Below are 25,631 nucleotides of genomic sequence, written 5' to 3'. Positions count from 1 at the left end.
TTCATGGATATGAAGGGGCGGGTTATATTCCCCGCCCCTTCGCATCTACTGCGTATTCTTATTCGCTGTCGATGCCAAGTTGGTCTTTAACTTGTTGTTTGAAGGTTTTGATCGCATCTTCACGGGATTTGCTGCCTGCCGTGTATTCGCGAACTTGGTCGCGCCACAGTTTGTTGATCGTTTCGTCGTATTGCGTCAAGTTCTTACCGGAAGCGTTCTCGTTCGCTGGAACGAAGATGTCAAACATGTTTTGACCGCCCAGCATTGGAACTTCACCGTTCGATTTTGACATCACCACGGAGGAAGCTACGCTATCCTTCGTACCTGCTTCGCCCTCTTTCATCGTACCGTTTGCCCAGAAATATTGGAGGCCGGTTTCAGAGGTATCCAACGTTACCCAGTTAATGAAATCAGCAACCGCTTTCTTCTTCGCTTCGTCTTTCGTTACGTCTTTGTTAGCCAAGAGCCAAGTACCGCCCCAGAAGAACCCTGTTGGTGGTTCAGTTACAGCCCAGTCACCGTTTGTATCTTTAACTTGACCGTTCATGACATAGTTGATCAACCAAGCTGGACCAAAGAAACCAAAGATCGGTTGAGCACCGGAGCCGGACATGTCAGCATACCATGCTTCTGTCCAGTCTGTCGTGTCGTTGTGGTAACCGTTGTCTTTCAACTTCTTGGAGAGATCCAAGAACTGTTCACGCTTCGGATCGATGTGCAGTTTGCCGTCAACGATCCAGCCTTTGTCGGAGCTGTTCTCGATCGCGTGCCAGATATCACCGTCACCGGATACGATACCATAGCCTTTAGCTTTCAGCTTCGCAGCTGCATCGAAGAACTTATCCCAACCAGGACCAACTTCATTTTTGATAGCAGCTGGGTCATCTGTCCCGAATACGTCTTTCGCAATCGAACGACGATAGATGAAAGCGCCGCCAGTTGCTTGGTAGCCAAGAGCTTTCAGCTCGCCATCTTTACTACCGATATCTACGGAGTATTGAGCGATGCCAGCATCTTGAACCATTTGGTCAGTCAAGCCCAGGTCAGCGTAGTTCGCTGCATACCCGGAAGCGTCGCCTTGCGTATATTTCAGAACGAACGCTGCTTCAGCAGCATAAATGTCCGGGGCGTCTTTGCCGCCGCCAGCCAAAGCTTGGTCAAGCGCAGGTTGGTAAGCGCCATCAGTTGTAGCGATAACCGTTGTTTTGAATTCAACATTAGCGTCTGGATGCGTTTCCAAATATTTTGTAGTCATATTTGGAATTTCATCCGTGAAGCTCCACAGATTGATGGTAACCTTTTCGCCGCTGGAACCTTTACCTGCGGAAGAATTCGTTTCCGTAGGTGTTGTATTGTTCGAGGACGACTCATTCTTGGAATTGCCGCCGCAAGCCGTGAGAGCTGTTGTCATCACCAGCAAGGCGGAGATCCCGATCAACAGGTGTTTCATACGTTTCATGCGTTTCATGCTTTGCCTCCCCTTTTGTTTACTCTTCTCGGTATTTTGTAACCGCATTCACATTTTAATACATCTTTTTGTTCTCCATAAGTAAGCGCTTATTGGGAAAAGTTCAACTATTTTTGGGTCTTGAGATCGAGGAGGCCTTTTCAGACTCAAATCAGAATGACAATTGTCATCTCAATGTCATGACAGTCCTTACTAACAGAGGGGCCGCAGTTCCTTTATGCTTAAGTTAACCGAGGAAGAAATAACCAAGATGAAACCTTGATCGGAGGCGAAGCTTTCGTGGAACCTATTATTGAAATGAAGGACGTCAGCAAGAGCTTCAAAGATAAAAAAGCGGTAGATCATCTATCATTTACCATTTCCAAAGGCACCATCACCGCCATTCTAGGACCAAATGGAGCCGGGAAGACGACGGCGGTCTCGATGCTGCTCGGCTTGCTGGAACCAACAGCCGGAACGATTCAACTGTTCGGAAAGCCGCCGAAAGACCGCTTGGTCCGCGAGCGGACTGGGGCGATGCTGCAGGAGGTCAGCGTGATGGATCGGCTAAAGGTACGCGAAATCCTGGAGCTGATTCGCAGCTACTACCCCAACCCGATGGCGATGGACGAATTGGTTCGTCTGACGGGGTTGTCCAATAGCGATTTAAACCGCTATGCCGAGAAGCTGTCCGGCGGGCAGAAGCGCAGTCTTAGCTTTGCCCTTGCCTTGGCAGGGAACCCGGAGTTGCTCTTCTTTGATGAGCCCACAGTGGGGCTGGACATCACGTCGCGCCGCCGCTTCTGGGACAGCGTTCGCAAGTTGGCCGCACTAGGGAAGACGGTTGTTTTCACAACGCATTACTTGCAAGAAGCCGACGATATTGCCGATCGAATCTTGTTGTTTAACCGGGGCTCCTTAGTCGCAGACGGCACGCCTGAAGCGATCAAATCGCGGATTGTCAAACGTTCGATTTCCTTCCTTGCCGACGGCGATGGTCCCGAACTGCGGAGCCGATTGCTGGCGCTCTCCCCTGTCGCGGAATGCTACAACAAAGACGGACGTATCCATGTGACAACGGAGGATACCGACGCAGCATTGGCAGCGTTGTTTACCGCCGGTCTGCCCGTGCACGACATCCAGATCGAGCAAGGACGGTTGGATGAAGCGTTCGAACAGCTGACGACAAACCATGAAGAGGAGGCAATTTAACGATGCGTACCATTACGATGCAATGTAAAGCGGAAATGCTTCGGGTGATCCGCAACCCCTATTATGTATTTTGGTCGTTGTTGATGCCGGTCTTGTTCTACTTTATCTTCACGCGGGTCGTTAATACCGGGGCCGACAATCCGAGTGAATGGCGGGCGTATTACCTGATGTCCATGACGACCTTCAGCGTAATGGGGTCGGCGATTATGACGCTTGGCATCCGCCTGGTGCAGGAGCGTACCCAAGGCTGGGCGACCTTCATGCGAATCACGCCGCTGCCCGGTTCGATTTATTTCTTCGGCAAAATGTTCGGCCAAACCATGATGCACCTGTTTTCCGTAGTGTTTATTTTTATCGCGGGGTATTTAATTAACGGGGTAACACTGCCTTGGTATCTGTGGATTTCCAGCGGGTTGTGGATCATTGCAGCTTCGCTTCCTTTTCTCGCGTTAGGGACGCTGGTGGGTCTGATGAAGCGCGTGGATACGGCGAGCGGCGTCAGCAACGTTGTGTATCTGCTTCTCGCCGTCGCAGGCGGTATGTGGATGCCGTTCGAAGTGCTGCCTAAGGTGATGCAGGCCATCGGCAAATGGCTACCCTCCTACCAGTTCGGAAGCGGGGCCTGGTCCATCGTTCAAGGGGATGCCCCGAGCTGGCAAAGCGTGCTGATTTTGCTGGGCTACCTCTTCCTGTTTATGATACTATCCACATATATCCGAAAAAAACAGGAAGCGGTGTAACTCCAAATGAAGTTAGGTAAGTTCCAGTTTGAATGGTTTCCGAAAAAATACGGCTGGTTCCCCTACGTCTGGCCGATCTACTTGATTCTTCCCTTCTTCAATATTCGGGGAGAGCATGGAATCAAGCTGTGGATCGGCTGCGCAATGATCGTCTTGTTTGCCGTGACTTATCGCCAGTTATACTGGGTTACCGGCAAAGTCTTCAACTTGTGGCTTGCGCTGCAAATGGCCCTCATTCTGGCGCTCTGTATGTTCTATAGTCCGTATAACTTCTATTTGGGCTTCTTCACCTCGAACTTCATCGGTTGGTACACCGATCACAAGAAGTTCCATATCGCCATTTCCTGCTTCGCTGCAGTAGAAGTACTGTCGCTCCTGTTTGGCGCCCGGAATCTGGTTGCCAGCGATCTGCCGTTTATGTTGCCTTTTCTGGTCATTATGCTGGTGATGCCTTACGGCATCCGTTCAATGTCGAGACGGCAGCAATTGGAGCGGGAACTGGACCGGGCGAACGAGCAGATTAAGGAGCTGATCAAGCGGGAGGAACGTATGCGCATCGCCCGCGATTTACACGATACGCTCGGCCATACTTTATCTCTAATCACGCTCAAAAGCCAGCTGGTCGAGAAGCTCGCCGCCAAAGATGCGGAACGGGCCCAAGCTGAGGCGCGGGAGATCCAGCGTACCTCCCGGGCCGCGCTGCGACAAGTGCGGGAGCTCGTCTCCGACATGCGGGCGATCACCGTCGCGGAGGCGTTGGCGGAAGCCAGCGAAATCCTTCGCGCAGCCGACATCGCCCTCGACGTGGAAGGCGACCCGCGACTCGCCGGCGTGTCGGACTTGATGCAGAACATCGTCAGCCTCTGCATCAAAGAGGCAGTGACGAACATCGTCAAGCATAGCCGGGCCACGCGCTGCGTCGTCACGATTGAGACCGCACCGGCGGAGGTGCGGCTGCAGATCGAGGACAACGGGATCGGGTTGTCCTCGGGGAAGGCGGGCAGCGATCGGCTGGCCCCGCCTTCGGGCGACAGTGTCGCAGGCAATGGCTTGAAGGGCATGGCCGAGCGGTTGTCGCTGATCGACGGCACATTAACCGTCGGAGCGGGGAGCTTGGAAAGTGCGGATGGTTCCGAAGCCGGGGTAGGCCAGGGCACTCGGCTGCAGATCACCATCCCGCTCATCGTGAAAGAAGCTGCTAAAGAAGGTGAAACCGCATGATACGCATCGTCATCGCCGAGGATCAACGGATGCTGCGGGGGGCGCTGGCCTCCCTGCTCGATCTGGAGGACGACCTTGAGGTCGTCGGCCAGGCCGGAGACGGCGCGGAGGCGCTGGCGCTCATCGAGAAGCTGCGCCCCGATGTCTGCCTCATGGACATCGAGATGCCGCTGATGAGCGGGCTGGAGGTGGCCGAACGGCTGCAGGCCCAGGGATCGCCGTGCCGCGTCATCATCTTAACGACGTTCGCGCGTCCCGGCTACTTCGAACGGGCAGTGAAGACCGGCGTCCAAGGCTACCTGCTCAAGGATGAATCCAGCGATCGGCTGGCAGAGGCGATCCGACGGGTGATGGCCGGCCACCGCGAAGCTTCGCCGGAGCTGGTCTTCGGCAGCCTCCGCCGGGACAATCCCTTGACCGCCCGCGAGCAAGATATTCTGCGGCTGGCTGCTAAAGGCTGCACCGCCAGCGAAATCGCGGTTTCTCTGCACTTGTCCTACGGCACCGTTCGTAATTATATTTCCGAAATTTTGAACAAGCTGGAGGTCAAGAGCCGCATCGAAGCGGTTCGCCTCGCCGAGGAGAACGGATGGATTTAAGTACGCAAATATCATAACGCCAAAAAGAGGACGCCGATCTCGGCGTCCTCTTAAATTTTCACGTTGCAATCTATTCGATTTTTCGTGTTCATTCAGGTGTTAGATGATCGAAAACCTGAAATGTACTCGATTTTTCATATAGTTTCTTGCGGTTTAGGATCGGATCGGCAAAATGTGTATGAAATTTCATATACAATCCTTTGAAATCGCCGAAATCCCCTCAATATACTCGATTTTTCGAATACATTTCGGACAGCAAAAGACCGTCCTGTGTCCCCAACGTTAACTCCCCGTCGGGCCGCTCCAATCATGCACCATGCTGCCCTCCAGGAACTTCTCGCAGTCCATCGCCGCCATACAGCCGGAACCCGCCGCGGTGATCGCTTGGCGGTAACGCGTATCCTGGACGTCGCCGCAGGCAAATACCCCCGGCACGTTCGTCTCCGTGGTTCCCGGCTTCACCACGATATAGCCGTGGGCGTCGGTCTCTACGGCGCCGCCGAGAAACTTCGTGTTTGGCGTATGACCAATCGCCACGAACACTCCGTCGGCCTCCAGCAGCTCCTCTTGCCCATCGGCATTGTTCCGCACCTTCAGGCCCTTCACTTTGACGCCGTCCTCATCCGTCACCACTTCCAACGGTGTGCGGTTAAGTGCCCAGTGGATTTTCTCGTTGGATCTGGCGCGATCCTGCATGATTTTGGAGGCGCGCAGCTCCTCCCGACGATGCACGATCGTCACTTCGGTCGCGAATCGCGTCAGGAAATTCGCTTCCTCCATGGCGGAGTCACCGCCTCCGACGACGATGAGTTTTTTGCCGCGGAAGAAGAACCCATCACAGGTGGCACAGGTGCTGACCCCTCGTCCTACATTCTCTTGCTCGCCCGGGATGCCCAAATATTTCGCCGAGGCTCCGGTCGATATAATCACCGATTCGGATTCCAGCACTTCACCGCCTTCGAGCGTCACTTGAAACGGCCGCTTGGAGAAATCCACCTTCTCCACCCAGCTGGCCCGAAATTGTGCGCCAAACCGTTCTGCCTGCTTGCGCATATTGTCCATCAGCTCAGGGCCCATAATGCCTTCCGGAAAGCCGGGGAAATTCTCTACTTCCGTCGTCGTGGTCAACTGGCCGCCCGGCTCCAGCCCCTCGATCACCACCGGGCTCAGATTCGCCCGCGCCAAATAAATCGCCGCCGTTAATCCGGCCGGCCCCGTTCCAATCACCAATACTTTGTGCATACGCTCGTACCTCCTTGGTTCCTAGGAAATAGCTCGACCCGTCGATTCCTATGTAAATGGAATACTCCATCAAATTTTCCCCAAGTTGGACCTGCTTTACCCATCAAACTATTGGACCGAAGGAAAAATGTCCGCGAGCTTCTCCTTCACGCCGCAAACTTCATCCACCCGTTGAACGTAACGACGAGCCGTAGAAGCGGAAATATTGTATTTCTGCGCCACCTGCTCGTAGGTGACGGATTGCCCGTGCATTTTGGCCGTCAAATATTCAAGCGCTGCAGCCCAGCCCTCCAAATGGGAGACCGTTGGCGTATCCGGATATAACCGGGTAAGAAACTCCGCCCACAACGTCTCCATATCATGCTGCTGCTGAAGATCGAAGCTCGGCTTCATCCGCTCCAGCGCTAAATCTACCACCGCTTGCCACTCGCTCCGCCATACCGGCAGCTGTGTAGATACCCGGCTCGGATCAACCAGCGTTGTCGTTGCACCAGAACGAACGGGCAGCGGCTGGTTCACGCCAAGATTGCGGAGGACAAACAAAGCCATTTCTTTCAAATACGCATCCTCATCCGGCTCCAGCAAGAAGGCTTGCAGCGCCTCCTCAACCTCCTGGTCAGCAATCAGGCCCATCGCTTGAATGACTTGAAGCTTGGTTTTATGATCCCCGTGGCGCAACGCCCAGAAGAACGAGGAACGAATCAGCGGGTTCTCCTTCATCTCGGCCGGGATCCCTTCTTCCGAAGCCTCCCAGCGTTTCATTTGCTCCTCAAATGGGAGCAGATACTGGTAATTCACCGGAACCGGATCTGCCTCGGGATGTTCACGCTCCTGGGACAGAATGTTCAAGTAATAGCCCGGCACACTCGAGCTGGGGTCCATTCTTTTCGCAGCCTTCCAGAGCTTCTCGGCTTCCTCCTTCTGCCCCGTATGGTAGGCAGCCACAGCCGCATAGTGATACAGGCTGGCATCCAAGTTCGTCTCACTCCCGCGCATCAGCCGTTGAAAATGGCCAAAGGCCGCTTCGTGCCGCCCCAAGATGCCCATCGTTGTTGCCAGCTTGAATACGTGCTCTTGGTGGAAAGGAACGATATTTTCCAATCGCCCGGCCAACTCTTCCAACGCCTCACGGTTCCCGGCATGCTGGTAAAAAATCGCCAGATTACACAAGCCGTGCAAATTACCCGGATCCTGCACCAACACCTCTTCCACGGTCTCTACCGCTTTGCGGAACAAGCCGAGGTAGTAATACCCTAAGGCCAGATTATTGCGGGCCGCCAGAAAATCAGGACGAGTCTGCACCAGCTCCTCCAGCATTTTAACGGCTTGTGCGAACTTGCCTTCCTCCAGCAACGCACGTGCCTGATCGTGCTCATAGACGCCATGGCGCGATTTGATGCTCTTTAATTTCGTCGGGCGATCCAGCTCGTATTGCAGCAGGTCGATCATCTCCTCGGCCTCGCTCAGGAACTGTCCTTGTTCATCCTCCTCCAAATAACGGATGAGCGCTTCTTCGGCCGCCTCAAACATATCCATATTGGCGTAATTGTTCGCCATATAGAAATAACATTCCGTCATGGACGGGTCGATCTCCTCCAGCACGGTCTGGAGCACCTCATTGGATGCCGCATAGTCTCCCATCTCCGATAGAATCCCGGCCATATTGCAGTGGTTCACCGGGTTGCTCGGCTCGTATTCCACGGCTTTGCGGAAATATTTTAATGCCTTGTCATAGCGATAACGGTCCAACGAAGAAACGGCTCTCTCGAAGAAAAATCCCGCATCCATCGAGATCGGCAGTACTTTCCCCCGCTGGTTCTTAGCCGGTCGCTTTCTTTCCTTCAAGCAAGGCACCTCCTTTGATTTCAATCTTCCAAGTCTACTTTCCGTACGTTTCAGGTAAACTCTCCATTCCACAGTATAACATAGGAGAAGCTGTCCTCCCACGGGGAATCCAAGCGGAAAATAACGGATGTGCCGCGTCTGGGAGGAAATCCACGCTCCGCAATCGAATGACTAAGATATTTGCAGAGAAAGGATCTATTCCTATAATGTATTTCGTTTGGGAAAACACGGTTATTACCTTATTGATTCTCTTTCTGGTCATTTACGGAATCTGGTTTTTTCTTCTTAGAAAAAAACGACACTAAAGGAGGGCTTCCGGACGATGGACACGAACCATCCCCTATTTGCGACGATCGACGAATATATCGCCCAATTTACGCCGGAGATTCAGGACAGATTGCAGCAAATCCGTAAGCTGGTCCATGAGATTGCGCCTCACGCCACCGAGCGGATCAGTTACAAAATGCCGACTTTTGAAACTGATGGCAAAGTCCTGGTGCATTTCGCAGTGTTTAAGAAACATATCGGTTTCTACCCAACCCCGAGCGGAACTGAACAATTTGCCGAGGAACTGTCCCAGTACAAAGGCGGAAAGGGGTCAGTACAGTTTCCCTTGGACCAGCCGCTGCCGCTGGATCTGATTCGCCGCATGGTTCTCTTCCGCGCAGAGGAAAATCGCCGGGCCGCCGAAGTCAAAGCGGCTAAGAAGCCGAGGAAGAACCCATAACTCGCCAACAAAAAAAGCCGCTTCCTAAGCGGCTTTCTCATCGAACGAGATGGACGGTTAAATCCCCCGATCCTTGAACAAAGCGGCAATTGAACCGCCCTCTAGAATAAACTGCGTCGCCCGAGCCAGCATCGGCGCTACGGAGAGCACCTGCACATGGGGCGAATGCTGCTCCGGCTGCGCAATCGAATCCGTAACGACCACTTGCCGGATATTGGGATGCTTCAGCTTCTCCAGGGCATTGTCTGAGAAGAGCCCGTGCGTTGCGCACACATAGGCGTCCGCCGCCCCCCGTTCCTTCAACCCTTCGACAACGTTTACAATTGTGGAGCCCGTGTCGATCAAATCCTCGATGATGATTGGCGTATGCCCGGACACATCACCGATCACATGCGTGATCACCGACTGGTTGTGTGCGGGACGCTTCTTGATCATGATTGCAAACGGCGAATCCAGCCCGTTGGCCAGCTTCTCCGCCATCGAGGCCCGTCCCGCATCCGGCGAGACGATCACGGGATTCGGAATTTGCTGAGCCCGCAGGTAATCCGTCATCAAGTCTAACGCGGTCAAATGATCGACCGGAATGTTGAAGAAGCCCTGAATTGCCGGCGCGTGCAAATCGATCGTCACGACCCGACTCGCCCCCGCCGTCGTCAGCACATCAGCGAGCAGCTTGGCAGAGATCGGTTCCCGCGGCGCCGATTTACGCTCCTGCCGGGCGTAGCCGTAATAGGGCATGATGACGTTCACCGTGCGAGCGGAAGCCCGCTTGGCCGCATCGATCATCACCAGGAGCTCGACGAACAACTCATTGATCGGATGGGATAGCGACTGTACGAGAAACACATCATAATTACGGATACTTTCCTCATAATGCACATAAATTTCTCCGCTCTTGAAGCGCGACAATTTCACCTTTCCGGGTTCGATCCCAAGCCGACTGCAGATATCCGATACCAGCTTCGGATTGGACGAACCGGAAAACATGCGCATTTTGGCTTCCATAACATCCTCCCGAATCCTTGATTTATGACATTTCAGACTTGGACATTCCTACACGATTATCGTACATGGATTCAACCTGGTCGTCCAGCATTTTCCAGATAGCGGCTCTGGAGCTCTTATTGCCCTGCTTCCAAAGGAATCATCGTTCGCTTGCGGCCCTCGAAAGTTGCCAACTCCCGCACTCCCAGTTTATACAGCAGTGTTCGCGCTTGATCCAAATGTTCGCTTAGCTTCTGGGGATCATGGGCATCCGACCCTACGGTCAGCGGAATCCCCATCTCGATAGCCGCCTGCAAGATCCGCTCGCTGGGAAACATCTCCGCGCAAGGCTTGGATAGCCCCGAAGCATTGAGCTCGATGGCGATTCCGGCTTCCTTCACGGCAGACAAGGCCCTCCGCTCCAGCGCAATCGTCTCTTGCTCCAGCTCTGGCCCGGGCTTGTGCCCAAAACGCTTGATCACATCGAGATGGCCGAGGAAATCATACAACCCGGTTTGCGCCGCTTTGGTCACAGCATCATAATATTGCGTATATACCGCGAATACATCCTTTTCTTCCCAGTTGTGAACCTGGCGAAAATCCGATACATCCCATTCCCCGAGAAAATGCACCGACCCGATCACATAATCCCACGGATAGCCCGTGACGATCCGTTCGATCTGTTCCTCCCAGCCTTCGATATAATCGCCCTCCAGGCCGACGCGTACGTCGATCTGCCCGCGGTATTTGTCCTTCAAACGAAAAGCTTCCTCCACGTACCGCGGCAACTCCTCCATCGGCATCGCCATTTCCGGATAGTAGGCAGCCGGATCCACATGCAGCAACGGCATATGGTCAGAGACACCGAGCTGGGACAATCCGATCTCGATTCCCCGGCGGATATAATCCTCCAGCGTGCCAACGGCATGCCCGCAGCGTTCATGATGGGTATGGTAGTCGATCAACATTCGTTGCCCACCTCCGCTTTAGTCACGCCGCGGCCGTTCATGACGACGCTCCAGCTCCTGCATAATCTCATCCAACGGCAAATTGCGTTCGCGCAGCAGCACCAGCAGATGGTAGATCAGGTCGCTGACTTCGTAACGCAGCTCATCGTTGTCGCCGTTTTTGGCGGCAATGATCGATTCTGCGGTCTCTTCGCCAACCTTCTTGAGGATTTTATCGAGACCCTTATCAAATAAATACGTGGTATACGCCCCTTCCGGACGCTCCGTGTAACGCTCGGCAATCAACTGCTCCAGCTCAGCCAGCACCTTGAACCGCTCGTCGGTACTTCCCGATCCCGTGGAGGTTGCAGCAACCTCAGCAGCAGCCGTCCGATAGAAGCAAGTAGACTCTCCAGTGTGGCAAGCCGGTCCGTTCGCGATAACCTCGACCAGCAGCGTGTCGCCGTCACAATCATACTTCAAGGCCGTAATCTGCTGCGTGTTGCCGGAGGTCGCCCCTTTGTTCCACAGCTCCGCGCGCGATCGGCTCCAGAACCAGGTCTGGCCGGTTTCCACCGATTTACGCAACGACTCGCGATTCATGTAAGCCAGCATCAGCACTTCCTTGCTGCGCGCATCCTGAACAATGGCCGGCACAAGACCGGCTGCGTCCCACTTCACCGTCTGCTCCAACGCTTCAATCGAAAGCGATAGCTGCAGAGCCTGTTGATTTCCTGCGGTCATCGTATCTCCACCCCTTTAGCTTTTAACTCCTGTTTTAAATTCGGTATGGCAATTTCTTTATAGTGAAAAATCGTCGCCGCCAACGCCGCATCCGCATGTCCTTCGGTAAATACCTCGTAGAAATCTTCCGTCTTCCCTGCTCCGCCCGAGGCGATAACCGGAATCCCTACCGCCCGGCTCACTGCGCTGGTCAGAGGCAGATCAAATCCGTCCTTAGTGCCATCGGCGTCCATGCTCGTCAGCAGAATTTCCCCGGCGCCTCGTTTCTCGGCTTCCCGCACCCATTCCAGCGCCCGGATGCCCGTTGGTTTGCGTCCTCCGTGGGTGTACACTTCCCATTCGCCCCACTCGGCGTTATATTTGGCATCTACAGCCACAACGATGCATTGGGAGCCAAAACGGCGTGCACCGTCCGAGATCAGATCTGGATTGATAACCGCCGCCGTATTAATGCCAATCTTATCGGCCCCGGCCCGGAGCAGACGCTTCATATCCTCCACCTGGGAGATCCCGCCGCCTACCGTAAACGGGATGGCGATTTCCCCGGCCGTCTGCTTCACCACCTCGATCATGGTCGCCCGGCCTTCGTGGGATGCGGAAATGTCCAGAAAGACAAGCTCATCCGCCCCCTCGCGATCATATAATGCGGCCAGCTCCACCGGATCACCGGCGTCACGCAGGTTCACAAAATTCACGCCTTTGACGACCCGCCCGTCCTTTACGTCCAGACAGGGAATAATTCGCTTTGCGAGCATGCTGGTTCGACTTCCTTTCCGTAATTCGTCTATTCGTCGATTTCGAGATCAACTTCGTCGATTTCAAGATCATCGATTCAAAGCTTCAATTGCCCCGATCGCCTGAGCCAGATCGATATTCCCCGTGTACAGCGCCTTACCAACGATAGCTCCGCCGACACCTTGATCTCGGTGAGCAGCGAGGCGCAGCAAATCGTCCTGCACCGTGACGCCGCCGGAGGCAATTACCGTCTTGCCAGAGGCCTGAGCCAGCGACAAAATCGCCTCCACATTCGGCCCTTGCATCATCCCGTCGCGGGAGATATCGGTGAAAATAAACGTCTCCGCCCCTTTGGCCGCGAGCTCCTTCGCCAACACTTCTGCCTGAACCTCGGAGGTTTCCAGCCAACCGCGAGTTGCGACGAAGCCGTTCCGGGCATCAATGCCGATGGCGACTTGATCGCCATAGGTGCCCAGCACCGCCTCCGTGAACGCCCGGTCCTCAATCGCTGCCGTCCCGAGAATGACCCGGCTCACACCCAGCGACAACAGGCGCTTTACGTCGTCCAGCGTGCGCAGGCCGCCGCCGACCTGTACTGGCACCTGTACGGTGCGAGCGATCTCGCCGATCAGCTCATCGTTAACCGGATGCCCCGCCTTCGCCCCATCTAAATCGACCAAATGGATAAACGACCCGCCTTGGGCTTCCCAAGAACGGGCCACCTCAACCGGGTTCGCGTTATACACCGTTTCACGATCATAATCGCCCTGGACCAATCGCACACATTTTCCGCCGCGAATGTCGATCGCCGGATAAATAATAAAAGATGACATATGTTCGTACCTCCCGCCGTTCATGGTTAGAATGAATATTTAAAATTCCGCACTTCCCTTAGGTTTAAAGATCCATGTGGCTCCCGTTCTGAAATAGCGGTAATTTATGGTGTTATTTCAACGCAAATCTGCCTCTCCATGAGACTAACGGTATTTCTTGGCGCTATTTCAGCCAAAATCCTTGGATTCAAGCAACCGGACCTCAGATAACGCCACTTTTTACCGCTAATTCTCCGCAAAGCCTATCTACCTGCCAAAATAAGGCCATAAATTACCGCTACCTTCTCTATACGCAGCCACGTTAGCAGCTGGCAGCAGGGGCGCATCGTGTAGCATCGTGTGCTTCGTGTGCACCCCACTCCCCTTCGCACCCAGCGCCTCAAGCTTCAGGACGTCCCTTGCCCGCGAGTGCTCCAAGCGCGCGCCGAGAGCTTCAAATGCGTCTAGCTGGCGCTTACTTGCATCCTTCGCGCCCAACCCTCTAGACAATTCAGGCGTCCCTTGCTGCAAGTGCCCTAAGCGCGCCGAGGACTTCAACTGCGTCTAACTGACGATTACCTGCAGCGTGCGCGTCGATCTCGCGGCATTATCCCTGCCGCCCCACCAGCGTCAGGAAATTGCGCAGCAACGCCATGCCGAGCTCGCCGCTCTTCTCGGGATGGAACTGCATCCCGAAGACGTTACCGCGGCCGACGATGGCGGTCACCGGATGGCCGTAGTCGGTCACGGCCAGCACATCCCCCGGCTGCTCCGCCAACACGTGATAAGAATGGACGAAGTATACATGTCCCTCTTCCAGCCCGGCGAGCAGCGGATTCTCCGGCTGCAGGAACGACAGCCGGTTCCAGCCCATATGCGGCACCTTGTACCCCTCGGTGCCCGCAAACCGCACCGCGCGGCCCGGCAGCAAGCCCAGCCCCTCGTTCCGCCCATGCTCTTCGCTCTCGCCGAAGAGCAGCTGCATCCCGAGGCAGATGCCGAGCAGCGGTGTGCCCCCAGCGGCCGCCTGCCGCACTACGGCGTCCAGGCCCGACGCGCGCAAATGCTTCATCGCGTCGCCAAAAGCCCCGACTCCCGGCAGCAGTACGCCGTCCGCCGCCAGAATCTGCGCCTCGTCTCCGGTAATCGTCCCCTCGTAGCCGAGGCGTTCCACTGCCTTGCTCACGCTGTGCAGGTTGCCCATCCCGTAATCGACGATGGCAATCTTCATTAGCTACAGCACTCCCTTCGTCGACGGCACCCCGTTGACGCGCGGATCAATGCTCGTCGCCTCGTCCAGCGCCCGTCCCAGCGCTTTGAACACCGCCTCGATCATGTGATGCGTGTTCTGGCCATAGTGCACGATCACGTGCAGCGTGATCCGTGCCTCCAGCGCCAGCTTCCATAGAAACTCATGAACGAGCTGCACGTCGAAGCTGCCCACGCGGTCCGAAGGATATTCCGCCCGGTATTCGAAATGCGGACGGTTGCTGACGTCGATCACCACTTGGGCCAACGCCTCATCCATCGGAATAAACACGCTGGAATAACGTTTGATCCCTTTTTTATCACCCAGCGCCTCCCGGATCACCTGCCCCAGACAAATGCCGATATCCTCCACCGTGTGATGGTCATCGATTTCGATATCGCCGCGCGCCTGAACCGAGAGATCAAAATGTCCGTGCTTCGTGAACAAATCCAGCATATGGTTCAAAAAAGGCACGTCCGTCTCCAACTGCGCGTTCCCGCTCCCGTCCACCGCAAAGGTCAGTTGAATATCTGTTTCATTCGTTGTGCGGCTGATGCTCGCTTGGCGTGGCGCCGCTCCCCCGTTACTGTTGGCCATCTTCGTTCCCCGCCTTTCCTTCTTGCTGCAACCGGATTTCGATCGCCCGGGCATGGCCTTCCAGCCCTTCCCGCCGCGCCAGCTCCATAATGGTAGCCCCGTTCTCCAGCAGCGCTTCCTTGCTATAGTAAATCAAACTGGATTTCTTAATAAAATCGTCCACGTCTACCGGTGACGAGAATCGCGCCGTACCGTTGGTCGGAATGATATGGTTCGGCCCGGCAAAATAATCCCCCACCGGCTCCGAGCTGTACGGTCCGAGGAAAATTGCCCCGGCATTTTCCACCCGGCCCAGATAGCCCATCGGATTGTCCACGATCAGCTCAAAATGCTCCGGCGCCAGCTGATTAATCACGTCGATCCCCGCTTCGATCGAATCGACGAGAATGATCGCACCGTAGCGCTCGATCGAAGCTCCGGCGATCGCCTTGCGCGGCAGCGCGGCAAGCTGCCGCGCCACCTCGGCCTGGCACGCCTTCGCAAACGCCTCCGACGGCGTCACGAGAATCGCCGACGCCATCTCATCGTGCTCGGCCTGGGACAGCAGATCCGCCGCCACATAGGCGGGATCGGCGCTGTCATCGGCCAGCACGGCGATTTCACTAGGACCGGCGATACTGTCGATATCGACGACACCGTACACTTCGCGTTTGGCAAGCGCGACGTAAATGTTCCCCGGCCCGCAAATCTTATCCACGGGCCGGATCGTGTCCGTGCCATAAGCGAGCGCCGCAATCGCTTGGGCCCCGCCGACCCGATAGATCTCGTGCACGCCGGCTTCGGCCGCCGCCACGAGAATGTACGGGTCGATCCCCGCTTTGCCGCCCGTGGCCGGCGGTGTCACCATCACGATCTCCGGCACGCCGGCCACCTGTGCCGGAATCACGTTCATGAGCACGGAAGACGGATAAGCCGCCTTCCCGCCAGGAACGTACACGCCAACCCGCTTTAACGGGCGGATGATTTGTCCCAACAAGCTCCCATCCGGCTGCAAATCCATCCAGGAATTGCGCTTCTGCCGGGCATGGAACGCCCGGATGTTCTGGGCCGCCCCTCGGATCGCTGTTACAAACGACGGCTCTACAGCCGCATATGCCGCCTCCAGCTCCTCCTTCGTCACGCGCAGCCCGGACGTCTCCAGCTTCATGCCGTCAAATTGCTCCGTGTACCGAAGCAAGGCCGCGTCCCCTTCCGCTTTGACCGCTTGAACGATCGCTTTGACCGCTTCGTTTTGCTCCGGCGAGCCGTATTCCACTTCCCGCCGCAAATCAAAATCCTGTGCCGATACCAGTTTCATCATCCGGCATCCCCCTGCTTTCTTCATCCTTATAAGTTCTTGTGTCTGCCCTTGGCCCGTCTCAAGCTCAAGCCTGCGAGACTTCATCCCGCTGAATCACTTTACTCAGCGCATCGCATACGGCCTGAATCTCGGCGTTTTTCATCCGATAGCTGACTCGGTTCGCCACCAAACGGCTGGTGATGTCAAAGATCTTCTCCAGCTCAACTAATCCGTTCTCCTTCAACGTCTGCCCGGTCTCCACCATATCCACGATGCGGTCCGCCAAACCGATGAGCGGTGCCAGTTCGATCGAGCCGTTCAGTTTAATGACCTCAACCTGCTGTCCGTGCTCGCGGAAGAACTGCGACGCCACGTTCGGATACTTCGTAGCCACCCTTTGCTGAATCCCCGGCTTCCAATCGGGCAGCGCAATCACCGACATGCGGCAACGCGCGATGCCAAGATCAAGCAGCTCGTAGACATCCCGATTTTCCTCCATCAGCACGTCTTTACCAACGATCCCGATATCGGCCACGCCGTATTCCACGTACGTCGGCACATCGACCGGCTTCGCAAGAATGAACTCCATGCCGATGTCCGGCAGCGGAATGACCAGCTTGCGCGTTTCATCTACATCATCTGGAATCTCGATACCCGCCTCACGGAACAAGGCGGATGCTTTTTTATAAATACGCCCCTTGGGCATTGCGACTTTAATAATTTGATTCAATGGATTGTGCCCTCCTTCTCAGGCAGCTGCCTTCACTCAAAAGCTGACGAACGTCAGGATATCGCCGTATGTTGGTCCCAGCGGTCCCGCCTTCCGCGTCGACTCCGGCGCGCTGAGCAGATCCTCCGGCCCCTCTGCACGGCGCATCAGCACGCTGCGGCCTTCACTGCGCAGCCGCTCCGCTTCGGCGAACGCCCGCTTCCGGTTCGGCGCGTCATACTGCAGCACCACCGGCAGCTCCGGTTCCGTCTCCAGCCCGCCAACTCCGTCGAGAATCCGGTTCGTCTTGAGCGAGAATCCGGTAGCTGGCGCCGGCCGTCCGAACTGCTGCAGTAGATTGTCATACCGACCGCCGCTGCACACCGGGAACCCCAGCTCTGCAGCATAGCCCTCAAACGTCATCCCCGTATAATAGGAGAAATCTCCGATCATCGTCAGATCGATCATCACATGTTCGGCTACGCCAAAGTCCTCCAAAGCATCCCACACCTGGCTCAGATGCTGAACCGAGTCTTGGGCTAGCGGGTTGGCGCTCAGCTCCAGCGCTTGGCCGCAAATTTCTTTACCGCCGCGCAGACGGAGAATCCCTTCCAGTTCATCACGCTGCTCCTGCGAGAGAGACAACTGGGAGAGTGTCTCCCGATAGCCTACAAAATCGCGATGCAACAGCCCGGCTTTTAACGCCTCCTGAACATCCTCCCGGCCCGGGACCGCATCCTCCAGCAGACCATTTAGGAAGCCAACGTGACCAACCGCGATCTTAAATGACTTCACGCCCGCTGCTTGCAGCGAGGCTACGGCTAACGCAATCACCTCAGCGTCCGCATCCGGGGAATCATCTCCAACCAATTCGACTCCCGTTTGATAAAACTCCGCTTCCCTTCCTGCTTCTTCCTCAATCGCCCGGAAGACGTTGGCGTGATATGACAAGCGAAGCGGCAACGGCTCTTCCTTCAACAAAGAAGCGACGACCCGCGCGATGGGCGCCGTCATATCGGAACGGAGCACCATCGTGGTCCCCCGGTTATTTAGCAATTTAAACAGCTTCTGATCCGACGTCGAGCTGGCTACGCCCACGGTATCGTAATATTCCATTGTAGGCGTCATAATTTGCCGGTATCCCCAGCCGGCCATGCAATCCAGCACACGCCGTTCGATCGCCCGCAGCTTATCCACGGCAAAAGGCAGATAATCGCGGACACCCGCCGGTTTTTCAAAGCCTTTTGGTTTCGACAAGTGTTTCACCTCACCGTTTTTCTCTCTTATATATAATTTCTTTATTATATTAAAGTACTACCATACTACCAAATTAAAGAGTAGCCCAATTTTATCATAATTTCTTTTCGGCCGTCAATTGCTTCTCTCCGGTTCCTACGTCTCAAATTAACCTGCCCTACAGTATTCCCCAAGCATGAGCCAAAACCCTTGCGACTTCCCACTCCATGCAAAAAAACCGGCCGGGTATGCCCGAACCGGTTCAACTGATCGAAGTTACGTATTTGCACCAACAGATGGTCTTTGCCCGCTTTCCTGCCGTTCGGACGGTTTATTTTTGCGCAAGGAAGCCGGTACACTCCCCAGAAACCATGCGGCAAACGGCAGCCGCCGGAAACTAAGCTGCACAAACCCCCATGAAAGGAATAGCGCTGCGAGGGAACCCACAATGATGTAAACCAGGTAGCCGTAAGAAGCCCCCGGCAGCCGTTGTTCATTCCAGAAGAGCCGGTACGCGAACAACACGACAGGATGGAACAGATAGATCCCGAAGGAGAGCTCCCCCACCCGAGTCAGCGACCGAACCCAGAAGGCGGAGCCTCTTCGCTGAATGGAGAATGACAGTTTGAGCAGCACTAACGCCGAGAACATCGTGTGAACGTTCCATAACAATTCAAACCATAGGGTGTTGGGCGAAGCATAACCTTGGCGGTATACATACCAGATCTGGACATGAACGAAGGCAACAACCAGCCATCCGATCCACAACGCGGCAGTCCATCCTTTTTGGGATTGGGGCATTTGCTTCCAGTCCGTTCTCAGCCAACCCTTCAATTTGCTGAAGTAAATCGCCAGCACTGCACCCAACATGTAATACCCCATATAGCTCAGTGCGTAGCTCCCTTTATTCGGCAGATGCAGTTGGTATTTGTTCCAGAATACGAAGCCCCACTGCAGCGCCAGACCCAAAGGTAAAATGAGCGCAATCAAGAAGCGGTGATTTCGGAAGGACTGGAATAACCACAAGAAGAGCGGGAACAACAGGTAGAACTGTATGCTGATAAATACGAAGTAGAGGTGGGTATACGCTGTACCCGTCAGGAGCGCCGTCCCTAACGACTTCAATTCATACAGCTTGGAATTATTGACAAAATCGTTGCGGTAAAGCGCAATCAACATGAAATAACAACAGGAGACCAGGAGATAGGGCAAGATGATATAGGTCAAGCGCTTCTTGTAGAATTTGCTTACCAGCTTGCGGCTAATCGGCTGATCGTAATAATTGTAAAAAAGGACGAAACTGCTTAGCAGGATAAACGACGGGGTACCGATTTTAAAGAAAATGTTCATCCAATTATAAAAGTAGTAGACCGGTGAATTCAGCGCTTGTTCTGCCGCCGCGAACGATGAAGCGTGCACCTGGATGACGCTGAAGATCGCTAACGCACGAAAGATGTCCAACTGCGGCAAACGTTCCTTGACCACCTTGCTCACTCAACCAACTCCTGTTCATAATTAAAAGAAGCCTGATTTACGTACTAGACATCTAAACTTTACAAATGTTTCTAGTTCACTCTCTCCACTATACCAGAATTTGAACGTTCATAAAACCGTTTGGCCTTCTTGGCTGTCCTTACTTAGGGAATCAAATTACCGGCCGGTAATCCCTGTTTCGCTGCATTTTACATGGAAGGAAGGGGCCCGAATTGGAAGAGAGAGAATGGGCTGTCGCTGCCTGCAGCGGAGACGAACAAGCCTTTTATCAATTAATCTCACATCACCGGCGAAAGCTCTATGGCATTGCTTACAGCTATTTGCGCAACGAATCGGATGCGCTGGAGGCCATTCAGGAAACGGTGTGCAAGGCCTGGATCAAATGCCGGCGCTTGAAAGACCCTGAAGCTTTCATTCCATGGGTCATCCGGATCTTAATTCATTCCTGCCTCGATGAATTGAAACGGCGGAAACGAGTTCTTCCGTACGTGGCAGAACGTATGCAAGTAAATAGAGAAATGGTGAGTGTGTTCAAAATGGATCTGGACTCCGCGTTGGACCAGCTTAAGCCCAAATATCGCCATGTCCTCACCTTAAAGTACTATCAGGACATGACCTTGACGGAGATTGCCCGGGTGCTGGACTGTCCGGAGGGGACGGTTAAGACCTGGCTGCATCAGGGGCTCAAGCAGCTGCGCCGCCATATGAATGTGGGAGGTGAATTGTATTATGGTTGATCGGGAGGAAGACCAGCTGGTCCGTTATTTTGATGGAATCCGCCTCGCCGAAAAGCAAGTCCTGGACGAGAAAATGGACGCTGCGATCCGGCGTGGGATCGAACAGGGGCAAACTCTACGCAGCAGATGGCGTGTGCACCGAGGGTGGACTTGGATCTCTGGCACTGCCGGGGTGATTGCGGTTTGTATGCTGATGTTCTTCATCTGGCAAGGTGGCATACCGCTTGGAGGTTCAATATCCACTAACGCGAGTTCAACGGAAGTGATCCCTAGTTATGTCGATGGCTTGATGACTTCCGAGATGGAACGTGCCGCCGAACATGGATTGTACCAACCTATTGGGAAATCAGCGGAAGTGAAGGGAACGAAGGTCACCGTTGACGGGGTGTTGGCGGATGGGAGAACAGTGGTTGTGTTTTACTCGCTGGTGAATTCGAAGGATCCTAAGGCTGTCGATGGATATTTTGCTCATATGGTTGATGATGAGCAACGATTTAGCGGTACGATATATGATCCCGGCACATCCTTTGTTGATTCCGAGAATGTCACACATACTTTCTTCAGAATCACCTTTCCGAAGGGGAATGCACCCACGAGAATGACTTTTGGGATCAATTCCGGCGTCATGCGCGATCAACTGGTCGTAAAATTCCCTATTGAGTGGAGCAGTCGTCCATATGAGGGACTGGAGAAGATCATTCCCGTCAAGCAAACCGCGACGGTGGATCGCACCAAGATCGCCATTCGTGAAATGGTCCTCCGACCTTTGAGCACCACGATCGTCTTTGAGCCTGAAATGCGTACGAATGTTTACATGGCGGTTAACCTTGAGGCTAAGCTCTACTTGGGTGAGAAACAGGAGAACCAGTTCCACTACTATACGTCATCCAGAAGTAGCTTTTATGATCGAGAGTCTCTGGCTAACAACGAAGTGATTCTTCAAGGCATTGACTTTGAAAGCCTTTATTACTCGGATTGGAACGAAGTTACACTTCAAATCGATGGCTTCAGAGTAACCAAAACCAGCACGAGATCCTTTGATCTGGTTATCGATACAGAGAAAAATGAAATCCTAACCACCGACCCCTCAATCCAAAAGGTGTTAGTGGCACCTGATCAACAAAGTACACAAGTCAGCATCTATGCGTTGAAAAAACAAGAAAACAAAGTGAAGCACCCATTTGAAATCAAAGAAGAGTTTACGGATCATGAGGGGAATAAGCATCGCTTCTTACAAAAGGAGATGGAAGTTTCACCGTTTTATTATTCAAGCGATTTAACTGAAGTGATCCGATTCAAACTGGAGCCCAAAACGTATGCACAACCATTAACTTTTACCCTAACTGAAACCACAGAGAGCACGTTCAAACCCCATGAATTCAAGATCAAACTCAAATAAAACACACAAAAGCGGTCCCACCCGGCAAATTGCCTGGTTCAAGGACCGCTTTTATTTCTAACGCTTATCACAAACCTTATTGCAGTTAAAATCAACGTATTACGATTCTAACGCTTATCACAATGCTTATTGCTCCATTCTGCTGACGAATTCAGGTGTTTTTCTCGAAATAGCGTGTCTCAGCGTCGTTAGAAATTTCAAAGCACCAAAATCAGCAAAATAGCGCTCCTGGTCAGCGTTAGCGCGCCCGCAGAGGCGGGCTGAGCCACATCGGACTCCGGATGATGACATAGGACACGCCCACAACTCTAGGGATTCTTCCGCTCCAGCACCCTCAGCGGGTTCCCGCCAACAAACGTGCCCGGAGCCACGTCCTTATGTACCACTGATCCGGCGGCGACGACTGCACCGTCTCCGATGGTCACACCCGGGAGGATTGTGCTGTTCGCACCAATCATCACCTCATCGCCGATCCGCACCTCACCCAGGCGGTATTCCTTGATCAAATACTCGTGGGCGAGAATCGTCGTGTTGTACCCGATCACCGAATTGCGTCCCACCGTAATCAGCTCCGGGAAAAACACATCCACCATCACCATCAACCCAAACGCGGTGTGCTCGCCCACCTTCATGCCGAGAACCCGACGGTAAATGGCGTTCTTCAGCGATAATATCGGGCAATACCGGGCGATTTGGATAAAAATAAAGTTCCGGACGCCCTTCCAAGGGCTTACCGTCCGGTACAGCTGCCAGAGTGCGTTGGGTCCTTCAACCGGATAACGCCTCACTCGTCTCACGATCTCACCGGCTCCAAACCTAGGATTCCATAGAGATCTCGCATCTCTTGCAGGATGTAATCCGGATGATACTGGCGCAGCACCGCCTCACCTTTCAACGACCAAGCTACACCGGCTGCCTTCACACCCGCTGCCTTCGCACATTGCAGATCGGCGGCACTATCCCCCACCATCAACGTGTGTGCCGGGTCAGCCCCCAGCTCGCGCAACGCCGTCAGAATTGGCTCAGGATGCGGCTTGGGATGTTTCACGTCCTCCACCGTCACGATCGATTTCATGTACGGCTTTAACCCGAACATGTTTAAGGCGAGCATCGTGGTCTCCTTAATTTTCGTCGTGACAATTCCCATCGTGATCCCCCGTTCGTGCAAATCGGAGATCACTTCTTTGACCTGGGGAAATTCACGGATCAGTTCATCATGGCGTTCCCGGTTGTATTTTCGGTAATCTGCTACCAGATCCGCTACATCCTCACGGCCTGAGAACACTTGCAACTGGTGCTCTAACGTTTGCCCCATATGCGGGATGATTTCTTCTCTCGTGCGCGGCTGGAAGCCATGCTTATCAATGACGTGCAAAAAGGTTGTAATGATCAGTTCATTGGTATCGATGATCGTTCCATCAAGATCAAATAACACGGTGTTTATCATGTGGCTGCTACTCCTTCTTGTCTTCCGGCGCTTCCGCCAACTCCTCCACAGTCGTTTCCTCCGTCTTAGACAGCTTCGCTTGCTCAGATTCAGCCGCTCCACCCGTTACCGGCAAAGCATCCGCTGCGGCGGCTTTCGTAGATGTAATAGGATCACTGTAGTACGGCAGGTCACGAACGGTACTGCGACGTACGATAATGAAGATGATCGCCGCAACCACAATGCCCAAGGCAAGCAGCTGGGAAATGCGAACGTTACCGTAAGAAGGCGCCAGATACCCTTGTTCGAATCCAAGCCAGGTCATTGGCGTCCATAGCCCATTCACGAACGACGCTAGCCAGGATGCTCCCTGGAACGCTAAGCTGTCCGTCCGCAACGCTTCAATGAAGAATCGTCCGATCGAATACCAGATGAAATACGAGGCGAACAATTCCCCTGCGCGCAAAAATTTCTGTCTCCGTAAAATCATCAGCAAGATCAAGCCCACCAGGTTCCACAACGATTCATACAGAAACGTCGGGTGATGGAATGTCCCCTGCACGTTCATTTGATTCACAATAAATGAAGGTAAATGCAGGTTGTCGCGAAGGAAGCTCTCCGTTGTTGGTCCGCCATAAGCTTCCTGGTTCACGAAGTTCCCCCAGCGCCCAATCATCTGCCCCACAATCAGGGAAGGCGCACAAATATCAGCGATCCGCCAGAAGTTATAGCCGCGACGCCGAACAAAGATCACCGCGCAGATGATCGCGCCGATCAGCGCCCCGTAAATGGCGATACCGCCGTTCCAGATTTTAAATACATCCCAGAAGTTATCCTTGTAATCGTCCCACATAAACGCGACGTAATAAATCCGCGCGGCGACAATCGCCGACGGTACGCCCAATAACAGCAAGTCCATAAAAAATTCCTGAGGGATGCGGAACCGCTTCCCTTCCCAAACGGCTAACAGAAGGCCGACCAAAGCCGCGCAGCCCAGAATCAGGCCATACCAGTGTACTTTCAAGCCCCCGATGGAAAAAGCGATCGGGTCTAATAACAAAGTGCCCATCGTTCACGCTCCTACTCCAAATCGTCGATATCTTCTGAAATCGTTTCGGTCAGTTTTGTCGTAAACTGCAGCGCAGCGTTGTACCCCATTCGCTTCAAACGGAAGTTCATCGCGGCTACCTCGATAATGACGGCCAAGTTCCGTCCAGGACGCACCGGGATCGTCACCAGCGGGACATCGGTATCGATAATCCGCGTAGTCTCTTCATCCAGACCTAATCGGTCATACTGCTTCTCTTGTTGCCAAGCTTCCAGTCTGACAACCAGCGAAATTCGCTTGTTGTTGCGGATGGCCCCGGCACCAAACAACGTCATGACGTTGATGATCCCTACGCCGCGGATCTCAAGCAGGTGGCGAATGAGTTCAGGTGCTGTACCGTGTAATTGGTTATCCGACGTTTGCCGGATTTCTACCGCATCGTCCGCAATCAGACGGTGTCCGCGCTTCACCAGTTCGAGGGCCGTTTCACTCTTCCCGATACCGCTGCTGCCGGTAATTAGCATCCCCACGCCATAGACGTCAACGAGAACCCCGTGAATCGTCGCGGTTGGCGCCAGCTTCCGTTCCAAGAAGCTGGTGATCCGGCTCGACAGGATTGTCGTCGCCATGCTGCTGCGAAGGACTGGGATTTGCTTCTCTGAACTGATCTCAATCAGCTCCTCAGGTACCTTCCAAGAGCGGGTAACGATGATACAAGGGGTCTCATCGCTGCTGCATAACCGCTCCATGCGATCTTTCCGTTCCTTCTCCGGTAGCATCTCGAAGAAGGCCAGCTCGGTTTTCCCCAGAATCTGAACGCGCTCCGGCGGATGGTATTCAAAATACCCGGCCATCTCCAGGCCCGGACGATACAAATCGTCGACCGTGATCGCACGTTTTAACCCTTGCTCTCCGGAAACCACCTCGAGCCCGAATTGGTTCACTAATTCGGATACTTTCACTTTTTTAGCCATGGTGCTCTTCCTTTCCCCTGCCGGCATTCAACATGAGGGTGCCCGTCAACTAACGAGCTCCGGCTCCGATATCAGCTGCCTGAATTAAGGCATGAATTCATCTTGGTTCGAGATCACTCAATGTATTCATCGTATAGGAAATTGTCACGTAAATCAATCATTGGGCCGTGAGCGTCAGTGTCAAGCTAGCGTGGGCAGTCATTTAAGATGCCTGGAACGCGAACCCCG

General features: G+C 54.0%; 26 protein-coding genes. 7 read left to right on the top strand and 19 right to left on the bottom strand.

Annotated elements, in window-relative coordinates:
- Positions 1-58 precede the first annotated feature (58 nt).
- A complete protein-coding gene (locus RW092_RS05105) occupies positions 59-1,468 on the bottom strand; it encodes an ABC transporter substrate-binding protein (RefSeq protein ID WP_316009694.1) in 1,410 nt (469 codons plus the stop codon).
- A 279-nt stretch (positions 1,469-1,747) separates the two neighbouring features.
- Between RW092_RS05105 and RW092_RS05100 the strand changes: the two genes are divergently transcribed.
- From RW092_RS05100 to RW092_RS05085, 4 genes are read left to right on the top strand one after another with little or no spacing between them, the layout of a single operon-like run.
- Complete coding sequence (locus tag RW092_RS05100) at positions 1,748-2,659, top strand: ABC transporter ATP-binding protein (RefSeq protein ID WP_316009693.1); 912 nt, start codon at positions 1,748-1,750, stop codon at positions 2,657-2,659.
- Positions 2,660-2,661: 2 nt separating this feature from the next.
- Positions 2,662-3,399 carry an ABC transporter permease gene (locus RW092_RS05095; protein WP_028539592.1) on the top strand — a complete coding sequence of 246 codons (738 nt, stop codon included), beginning with the start codon at positions 2,662-2,664 and terminating at the stop codon, positions 3,397-3,399.
- 6 nt (positions 3,400-3,405) lie between these two features.
- On the top strand, positions 3,406-4,620 hold the full coding sequence (locus RW092_RS05090) for a sensor histidine kinase (RefSeq protein ID WP_316009692.1): 1,215 nt from the start codon (positions 3,406-3,408) through the stop codon (positions 4,618-4,620).
- The gene (locus tag RW092_RS05085; protein WP_028539590.1) at positions 4,617-5,219 is read left to right on the top strand and encodes a response regulator transcription factor; all 603 of its coding nucleotides are present in this window, start codon (positions 4,617-4,619) and stop codon (positions 5,217-5,219) included. The genes RW092_RS05090 and RW092_RS05085 overlap by 4 nt, the downstream gene beginning before the upstream one ends.
- A 282-nt stretch (positions 5,220-5,501) precedes the next feature.
- Here RW092_RS05085 and trxB read toward each other — a convergent pair whose 3' ends face one another.
- A complete protein-coding gene (gene trxB / locus RW092_RS05080) occupies positions 5,502-6,461 on the bottom strand; it encodes a thioredoxin-disulfide reductase (protein WP_085170362.1) in 960 nt (319 codons plus the stop codon).
- A gap of 108 nt (positions 6,462-6,569) precedes the next feature.
- Positions 6,570-8,306 (bottom strand): tetratricopeptide repeat protein, encoded by a 1,737-nt coding sequence (locus RW092_RS05075; protein ID WP_316009691.1) that lies wholly within the window; start codon positions 8,304-8,306, stop codon positions 6,570-6,572.
- Positions 8,307-8,628: 322 nt separating this feature from the next.
- On the opposite strand from RW092_RS05075, the gene RW092_RS05070 reads away from it, so the two are divergent.
- Positions 8,629-9,033, top strand: coding sequence for an iron chaperone (locus RW092_RS05070; RefSeq protein ID WP_316009690.1), 405 nt, complete (start codon positions 8,629-8,631; stop codon positions 9,031-9,033).
- Between the two features lie 57 nt (positions 9,034-9,090).
- On the opposite strand, the gene RW092_RS05065 is transcribed toward RW092_RS05070, so the two are convergent.
- The 12 genes from RW092_RS05065 to RW092_RS05010 form a co-directional block, all read right to left on the bottom strand.
- Positions 9,091-10,038 carry a ribose-phosphate diphosphokinase gene (locus RW092_RS05065; protein ID WP_316009689.1) on the bottom strand — a complete coding sequence of 316 codons (948 nt, stop codon included), beginning with the start codon at positions 10,036-10,038 and terminating at the stop codon, positions 9,091-9,093.
- A 116-nt stretch (positions 10,039-10,154) separates the two neighbouring features.
- Positions 10,155-10,985, bottom strand: coding sequence for a histidinol-phosphatase HisJ (gene hisJ / locus RW092_RS05060; protein WP_316009688.1), 831 nt, complete (start codon positions 10,983-10,985; stop codon positions 10,155-10,157).
- An 18-nt stretch (positions 10,986-11,003) separates the two neighbouring features.
- The gene (gene hisIE / locus RW092_RS05055; RefSeq protein ID WP_016314042.1) at positions 11,004-11,708 is read right to left on the bottom strand and encodes a bifunctional phosphoribosyl-AMP cyclohydrolase/phosphoribosyl-ATP diphosphatase HisIE; all 705 of its coding nucleotides are present in this window, start codon (positions 11,706-11,708) and stop codon (positions 11,004-11,006) included.
- Positions 11,705-12,463, bottom strand: coding sequence for an imidazole glycerol phosphate synthase subunit HisF (gene hisF / locus RW092_RS05050; RefSeq protein ID WP_316009687.1), 759 nt, complete (start codon positions 12,461-12,463; stop codon positions 11,705-11,707). Before hisF ends, hisIE begins: the two co-directional genes overlap by 4 nt.
- Positions 12,464-12,532: 69 nt before the next feature.
- The gene (gene hisA, locus RW092_RS05045) at positions 12,533-13,276 is read right to left on the bottom strand and encodes a 1-(5-phosphoribosyl)-5-[(5-phosphoribosylamino)methylideneamino]imidazole-4-carboxamide isomerase (RefSeq protein WP_016314044.1); all 744 of its coding nucleotides are present in this window, start codon (positions 13,274-13,276) and stop codon (positions 12,533-12,535) included.
- Between the two features lie 246 nt (positions 13,277-13,522).
- Positions 13,523-13,813 (bottom strand): hypothetical protein, encoded by a 291-nt coding sequence (locus tag RW092_RS05040; protein WP_316009686.1) that lies wholly within the window; start codon positions 13,811-13,813, stop codon positions 13,523-13,525.
- A gap of 49 nt (positions 13,814-13,862) precedes the next feature.
- The gene (gene hisH / locus RW092_RS05035) at positions 13,863-14,486 is read right to left on the bottom strand and encodes an imidazole glycerol phosphate synthase subunit HisH (RefSeq protein WP_316009685.1); all 624 of its coding nucleotides are present in this window, start codon (positions 14,484-14,486) and stop codon (positions 13,863-13,865) included.
- 3 nt (positions 14,487-14,489) lie between these two features.
- Positions 14,490-15,101, bottom strand: coding sequence for an imidazoleglycerol-phosphate dehydratase HisB (hisB, locus tag RW092_RS05030; RefSeq protein WP_016314046.1), 612 nt, complete (start codon positions 15,099-15,101; stop codon positions 14,490-14,492).
- Positions 15,088-16,398, bottom strand: coding sequence for a histidinol dehydrogenase (gene hisD / locus RW092_RS05025; protein WP_316009701.1), 1,311 nt, complete (start codon positions 16,396-16,398; stop codon positions 15,088-15,090). Before hisD ends, hisB begins: the two co-directional genes overlap by 14 nt.
- Positions 16,399-16,465: 67 nt before the next feature.
- On the bottom strand, positions 16,466-17,086 hold the full coding sequence (gene hisG / locus RW092_RS05020) for an ATP phosphoribosyltransferase (RefSeq protein WP_397376636.1): 621 nt from the start codon (positions 17,084-17,086) through the stop codon (positions 16,466-16,468).
- A gap of 60 nt (positions 17,087-17,146) precedes the next feature.
- Positions 17,147-18,346 (bottom strand): ATP phosphoribosyltransferase regulatory subunit, encoded by a 1,200-nt coding sequence (locus RW092_RS05015; RefSeq protein ID WP_316009684.1) that lies wholly within the window; start codon positions 18,344-18,346, stop codon positions 17,147-17,149.
- Positions 18,347-18,601: 255 nt separating this feature from the next.
- Positions 18,602-19,819: an acyltransferase gene (locus tag RW092_RS05010; RefSeq protein WP_316009683.1), complete on the bottom strand. Its 1,218-nt coding sequence runs from the start codon at positions 19,817-19,819 to the stop codon at positions 18,602-18,604.
- Between the two features lie 212 nt (positions 19,820-20,031).
- Between RW092_RS05010 and RW092_RS05005 the strand changes: the two genes are divergently transcribed.
- Both RW092_RS05005 and RW092_RS05000 read left to right on the top strand, forming a co-directional pair.
- Positions 20,032-20,556 (top strand): sigma-70 family RNA polymerase sigma factor, encoded by a 525-nt coding sequence (locus tag RW092_RS05005; protein ID WP_316009682.1) that lies wholly within the window; start codon positions 20,032-20,034, stop codon positions 20,554-20,556.
- Complete coding sequence (locus tag RW092_RS05000; protein WP_316009681.1) at positions 20,549-21,955, top strand: DUF4179 domain-containing protein; 1,407 nt, start codon at positions 20,549-20,551, stop codon at positions 21,953-21,955. Before RW092_RS05005 ends, RW092_RS05000 begins: the two co-directional genes overlap by 8 nt.
- A 308-nt stretch (positions 21,956-22,263) precedes the next feature.
- Here the strand turns inward: RW092_RS05000 and RW092_RS04995 are convergent, their stop codons facing one another.
- Genes RW092_RS04995 through hprK form a run of 4 tightly spaced genes read right to left on the bottom strand, consistent with a single transcriptional unit; the run spans position 22,264 to position 25,403 of the window.
- Complete coding sequence (locus RW092_RS04995; RefSeq protein WP_016314053.1) at positions 22,264-22,752, bottom strand: acyltransferase; 489 nt, start codon at positions 22,750-22,752, stop codon at positions 22,264-22,266.
- Positions 22,749-23,402, bottom strand: coding sequence for a pyrophosphatase PpaX (gene ppaX, locus RW092_RS04990; protein ID WP_316009680.1), 654 nt, complete (start codon positions 23,400-23,402; stop codon positions 22,749-22,751). Before ppaX ends, RW092_RS04995 begins: the two co-directional genes overlap by 4 nt.
- A 7-nt stretch (positions 23,403-23,409) precedes the next feature.
- Positions 23,410-24,450, bottom strand: coding sequence for a prolipoprotein diacylglyceryl transferase (gene lgt / locus RW092_RS04985; RefSeq protein WP_016314055.1), 1,041 nt, complete (start codon positions 24,448-24,450; stop codon positions 23,410-23,412).
- A gap of 11 nt (positions 24,451-24,461) precedes the next feature.
- Complete coding sequence (gene hprK / locus RW092_RS04980; protein WP_016314056.1) at positions 24,462-25,403, bottom strand: HPr(Ser) kinase/phosphatase; 942 nt, start codon at positions 25,401-25,403, stop codon at positions 24,462-24,464.
- Positions 25,404-25,631: the final 228 nt, after the last annotated feature.

The organism is Paenibacillus sp. 3LSP, assembly GCF_032465655.1.
Lineage (GTDB): Bacteria > Bacillota > Bacilli > Paenibacillales > Paenibacillaceae > Fontibacillus > Fontibacillus barengoltzii.
The sequence above is the reverse complement of the archived record's forward strand: the minus strand, read 5'-3'. Positions and strand labels throughout refer to the sequence as shown.

Excerpts from the sequence above, each read along its gene's own strand:
- RW092_RS05105 (WP_316009694.1), bottom strand. The coding sequence starts at position 1,468 with ATGAAACGCATGAAACGTATGAAACACCTGTTGATCGGGATCTCCGCC.
- RW092_RS05095 (WP_028539592.1), top strand. The coding sequence starts at position 2,662 with ATGCGTACCATTACGATGCAATGTAAAGCGGAAATGCTTCGGGTGATC.
- RW092_RS05090 (WP_316009692.1), top strand. The coding sequence starts at position 3,406 with ATGAAGTTAGGTAAGTTCCAGTTTGAATGGTTTCCGAAAAAATACGGC.
- RW092_RS05085 (WP_028539590.1), top strand. The coding sequence starts at position 4,617 with ATGATACGCATCGTCATCGCCGAGGATCAACGGATGCTGCGGGGGGCG.
- trxB (WP_085170362.1), bottom strand. The coding sequence starts at position 6,461 with ATGCACAAAGTATTGGTGATTGGAACGGGGCCGGCCGGATTAACGGCG.
- RW092_RS05070 (WP_316009690.1), top strand. The coding sequence starts at position 8,629 with ATGGACACGAACCATCCCCTATTTGCGACGATCGACGAATATATCGCC.
- RW092_RS05065 (WP_316009689.1), bottom strand. The coding sequence starts at position 10,038 with ATGGAAGCCAAAATGCGCATGTTTTCCGGTTCGTCCAATCCGAAGCTG.
- hisJ (WP_316009688.1), bottom strand. The coding sequence starts at position 10,985 with ATGTTGATCGACTACCATACCCATCATGAACGCTGCGGGCATGCCGTT.
- hisIE (WP_016314042.1), bottom strand. The coding sequence starts at position 11,708 with ATGACCGCAGGAAATCAACAGGCTCTGCAGCTATCGCTTTCGATTGAA.
- hisF (WP_316009687.1), bottom strand. The coding sequence starts at position 12,463 with ATGCTCGCAAAGCGAATTATTCCCTGTCTGGACGTAAAGGACGGGCGG.
- hisA (WP_016314044.1), bottom strand. The coding sequence starts at position 13,276 with ATGTCATCTTTTATTATTTATCCGGCGATCGACATTCGCGGCGGAAAA.
- hisH (WP_316009685.1), bottom strand. The coding sequence starts at position 14,486 with ATGAAGATTGCCATCGTCGATTACGGGATGGGCAACCTGCACAGCGTG.
- hisB (WP_016314046.1), bottom strand. The coding sequence starts at position 15,101 with ATGGCCAACAGTAACGGGGGAGCGGCGCCACGCCAAGCGAGCATCAGC.
- hisD (WP_316009701.1), bottom strand. The coding sequence starts at position 16,398 with ATGAAACTGGTATCGGCACAGGATTTTGATTTGCGGCGGGAAGTGGAA.
- hisG (WP_397376636.1), bottom strand. The coding sequence starts at position 17,086 with ATGCCCAAGGGGCGTATTTATAAAAAAGCATCCGCCTTGTTCCGTGAG.
- RW092_RS05000 (WP_316009681.1), top strand. The coding sequence starts at position 20,549 with ATGGTTGATCGGGAGGAAGACCAGCTGGTCCGTTATTTTGATGGAATC.
- ppaX (WP_316009680.1), bottom strand. The coding sequence starts at position 23,402 with ATGATAAACACCGTGTTATTTGATCTTGATGGAACGATCATCGATACC.
- lgt (WP_016314055.1), bottom strand. The coding sequence starts at position 24,450 with ATGGGCACTTTGTTATTAGACCCGATCGCTTTTTCCATCGGGGGCTTG.
- hprK (WP_016314056.1), bottom strand. The coding sequence starts at position 25,403 with ATGGCTAAAAAAGTGAAAGTATCCGAATTAGTGAACCAATTCGGGCTC.